This window comes from Candidatus Neomicrothrix sp., from assembly GCF_035329545.1.
In the GTDB taxonomy this organism is placed as follows: domain Bacteria; phylum Actinomycetota; class Acidimicrobiia; order Acidimicrobiales; family Microtrichaceae; genus Microthrix; species Microthrix subdominans.
The window spans coordinates 1-4,167 of record NZ_DAOLGP010000074.1 but is presented as its reverse complement, the minus strand read 5'-3'; the positions used below and the strand labels follow the sequence as shown (position 1 = coordinate 4,167).

At 67.7% G+C, this 4,167-nt stretch carries 4 protein-coding genes; all 4 read right to left on the bottom strand.

The features are described 5' to 3' along the window. A partial coding sequence (locus PKD89_RS19645; RefSeq protein ID WP_289011398.1) for an RNA polymerase sigma factor occupies positions 1 to 1,023 on the bottom strand: 1,023 nt, incomplete at its 3' end. A 36-nt stretch (positions 1,024 to 1,059) separates the two neighbouring features. Then, positions 1,060 to 1,863 carry a L,D-transpeptidase gene (locus PKD89_RS19640; protein ID WP_324332897.1) on the bottom strand — a complete coding sequence of 268 codons (804 nt, stop codon included), beginning with the start codon at positions 1,861 to 1,863 and terminating at the stop codon, positions 1,060 to 1,062. A 771-nt stretch (positions 1,864 to 2,634) separates the two neighbouring features. Beyond that, entirely contained in the window at positions 2,635 to 3,114 is a 480-nt protein-coding gene (locus PKD89_RS19635) for a hypothetical protein (protein ID WP_289011396.1), read from the bottom strand. Positions 3,115 to 3,508: 394 nt separating this feature from the next. Further along, the coding region (locus tag PKD89_RS19630) for an RHS repeat-associated core domain-containing protein (protein WP_324332896.1) at positions 3,509 to 4,167 on the bottom strand (659 nt) is incomplete at its 5' end.

Sequence of the window (4,167 nt, the reverse complement as noted above, 5' to 3'; positions counted from 1 at the left end):
CGCCCTCGGCATCGACCTGACACCCGACCTGTCGGTCGACTTCGACCCGCAGGGTCGGCCCAGCGACATCGGCCCGACACCGAAGGGCCGGGTTCTGCGGATGACAGCGGCGGCGGACATCGCACCGGTCGACGTTGCGCCGGTTGACGTGGCGCCGGGTGCGGTCCCGCCGCCCGCCGCGGAACCGGCCGTGGAGCCGCCGGCGAGGGCGCTCGAGCCCCCCATGGGGACGCCGGCCGCTTCCAGGGCGGAGGCGGCCTGGGCCTTGAGCAGGAACGGTGCCGCCACCACCGGGGCGGCCCCGAAGAGGGCGGCCGGCGCCAGGCGATCGGAGCGCTCGCGGCTGCAGTCGTCGCAGACCTCGGCGTGGCGGTCGATGACCTTCACGGCCTGCTTGTCGAAGGTGGCGATCCCCGCGGAGGAAAGGGTGCGGCGGAGGTTCTCGCACGCCGGTCGCCCCGCCCGCCAGAGCACCAGCGCCCGCACGTTGGTGCCCAGCCGCTTGCGGAGGGTGAACAGGATCTGGTGGGCGTTGTTGGCGGTGGTGCCCAGCTCCTCGGCCAGATCGCCGGGGCCGAGTCCGTGGCGCAGGTGCAGGTCGAGGATGCTGCGGTCACGTTCGCCCAGGGCGGCGGCCGCATCCCACACCAGGGCCACCCGCCCGGCCTGGTCGAGGTGGGCGAGGGGATCGTGGTCGGGGGCGTCGAGGTCGGTGAGGGTGGTCATGGTGTCGTGGTCCAGTGCGACGCTCCGGCGTTCCTTCTCGAGCCGGTTGAGCGACTTGTTGCGGGCGATGCGCAGCAACCAGCCGCCGAAGGCGTCGGGATCGTCGAGCGAGTCGAGTCGGGTCCAGGCGGCGAGGAAGGTGTCCTGGGCCACCTCTCCCGCCGTGCCGGGATCCCGGACGATGCGGCGGGAGAGGTCGTGCACCTTGTCGAACCAGGTGTCGAAGAGCTTGCCGAAGGCCTGGCTGTCGCCGGCCCGGGCCGCTTCGACCAGGCTTCCTTCTGGGGTTCCGGCCATGGTCCTTCCCGCATCGGTTGCGACCTGCATCTGTCTCTAGCGAACCACGACCGGCGTACCGAGGGGAAGCAGCTCGTTGAGTTGGCTGATCACCTCGTTGGGCACGCGGATGCAGCCGTGGGACACATCCTGCCCGATGCTGGACGGGTCGTTGGTGCCGTGGATGCCGATCTGGCCGTCGCCACCGGCGAAGTCGGTGATCACCTCGGAGCGCCCGGAGAGGCCCAGGGCGAACGGGCCGTAGGCGCCGTTGGGGTTGGGGTCCTGGAGCTTGTCGGTCACCGAGAAGAACCCGGTGGGGGTGGGCGAATCGGCGGCCCCGACGGCCACGGGGGTGGTGAGGACCACCTCTCCGTCGTCGAACAGGGTCAGGGTGCGGGCGGCGAGGTCGACCTCGATGCGAGTGGTCACGGCCCGCAGCTCCAGGTCGGCGGCGGCCTCCACCTCGAGCCAGGCCCGGGCGCCGGTCGGCCGGCCGGGCACGAGCACCTCGACCCAACCGGGCTGCTGGGCCGTGACCAGGAGGGCGAGGGCGCTGCCGAACTCGTTGGTGGCGGGCACCGTGCGGCTGGGCGAGCCGGCATCGGGCTGGTCGTGGAGCACGAGGTCGCTGGTGGAGCGGACCACGAAGGCCTGGTCTGCGGTGGCCGGGGCGGTGGTGGAGGTGGTGGCGTCGCCCGAGCCGCCGGTGGTGGACGACGGGGCGACGACCGAGCTGGAGGCCGGGCGCTCGATGGCCTCCGGGCCGGAGCCCGAGCTCGAGCAGCCCGAGCCCAGCAGGCCGGCGGTGAGGGCCAGGGGGGCGAGGGCGGTGGAACGGGGGCGGCGGGTGGGGGTCATGGGAACGCACCTTCAGGGGGGTTGGGGGTGGGTCCTGCACCCGTCCTGACCGGCCGGCCGGGCCGGCCTTAGGGATCTGGGCGGTATTTCTCGGCGAACCCGTTCCCGCCCGCGCCGCCACGCTGAACCCCAGCTCGGGGCTCGGCTCGCCCACCGTCCACGGGCTGACACCCCGATCGACGTCTACCCGCGCCGTGAACGGCGCCGCTGCCGTCGATCCCGCGATCGAAGGTGCCGCAAGAGTCGGGCGGCGAGCCCGCGGTGAGATGTCGTCGATGTGCAGCGGCGCCGACGCGTTGTGTCGCACACGCCGACGGATCAACTACAGGGGTGCTGTCACCCCTTGCACTTGCCCGTCCCGCCAACGTGACCACGCCGGCGGCCGGGCCGAGACGCCAGAGGATCGATGATCCGTCCGAGCGTCGACATGCCGCCGGGGCCCATCAAAGCCATTCCGCAACCCTGCCAAAAATGGTCCACCCCGGTCGGGCGACCCGCCGGGTCGTAGGAGTAGGTGACGCAATCGACCACCGGGGTCGACGCGCAGTCCCCGCCCGGCTGGGCCACCGACACCAGCCGAGACGCCTCGTCCCAGCTGTACACGCTCGGCAGCGACTCCGGTGCCGTCTGAGACACCAGACCGCCCAGAACGTCAAAGTCGTGCGCCCAGGTGGCGCTACAGCTCGTTCACAAACCGCATTGCCCGTCCCCAGGCCACATCCCGGTCGGGTCCGGGTGCCGCCAAAGCAGACCGAGCGACCGGGACGGTCTTCAGCATGACCTCCAAGCATCCATCGAGACCCTCGCGCCATCTCCCCGAAGAACGCTTCCCGTCGCAACGCCGCGAGCATCGAAGTGAAAGGGGGACGGCAAGAAGTTCGTGTCATCAGCGGCTCGAAGCTGCCACACGACCGCGTCAGAGCCTAGCTCTGCCCCTGATCCCTGGCTCGAGTAGCCTGCGGGCACATCGTCCGTCGGCAACTCGTGTACTGCCGCGGCCCGATCCTCCAGTGTGGCCGAGAACACGATCTCCGGACGCTCACCTCGCGGGCCGTGCCCGAACTGGACCGACCCGATCCTGAACGGTTCGCACGGCGACACCACGACCTCGAGGTGGCCATCGCTGCCCCTCGTCACTCCATAGCTCGACTTGTCGAGCCGATGCCCGCTCTGAGCCACGACGAACAGGACTGCTAGCCCAACAACGATGACAACAGCGACAACGAGCAACAGGATTCGCTTGGTTCGCACGGCCGCCACCTCAGCAGTCCGATCCGAGAGCGCTCTCTGGTCCGGCGCCCGTGAACAGCATCGCGACACCATCTTCAGCGGCGAGCAGCAGCGAGAGCAGCAGGACGGCGAAGGAGCCGAACGTACTCATCAGTATCAATCGATACCACCAGAGCGTGAACCTTGATCGTGCACCGCACCGCTGTGTCGAGGTGCGGCGCATACTAGATGGCTTGAACAAGAATGAGCACAACTGCAATCGGCAACGTCACGACTGCTACTACTAATGACAACGAACGGAGTTCTGAATATTGTTTGCCAGCAAAGTTGTCGGACTCCGTGGGTCGGGGTAGGACCCGAGAGGCCGCCAATGAAATACTGCCGCAGAGCAGAAAGAATAACGAGTACTTGTTCACTAGCAATCAGACCAGGGGACAGCGAGCATGAAATTGCCGATGGCATTGAACATATGAACAATGAATGCTTCGTCAAGGAAGGACTGGTGGCCCGCGAGTCCGAGGAGTCCTACCATCACGGAAAACACCGCCCCTCCGCAGCCACCCTCACGGATATTCACACATACCGAGAGTGCATAGAAGACGCCGCTTGTAGTATTGAATGCCGCCGCCGGGGCAGACGAGAAGCCAAGGGCGGTCTCGGCTGCCACCATGCTCCATCGCCCCGCGTGAAACCAGCCGGACGACGAATCGACACCGTGCCCCTCGAAGTCGAGCGGCAGGGCAGTGGTGATCGGGTTCGTGTCCAGTACTCCGCCTGCAAAGTCAGCTACCGCGTGGGCTTCTTCCGGATGCCGCTCCACGAACGAATCACAGTCAGCATCGAGAACCTGCAGACAAGTGGCACTGCCCTGAGATGCCACCTCGACAATACCGTTGACCAACCCTTCACCCCAGTAGAGGCCTAAGGGGTCGGCCCGGTTTGCAGGATTCCCTCCCACGTATCCGTAGGGTTCTTCGGTGATGGCGACGAGGGGGTCGACGCTGGTGAATTGGCCTGTTGCTGGGTCGTAGTGGCGGGCTCGGAGGTAGATGTAGCCGGTTTCGGTGTCGTGGT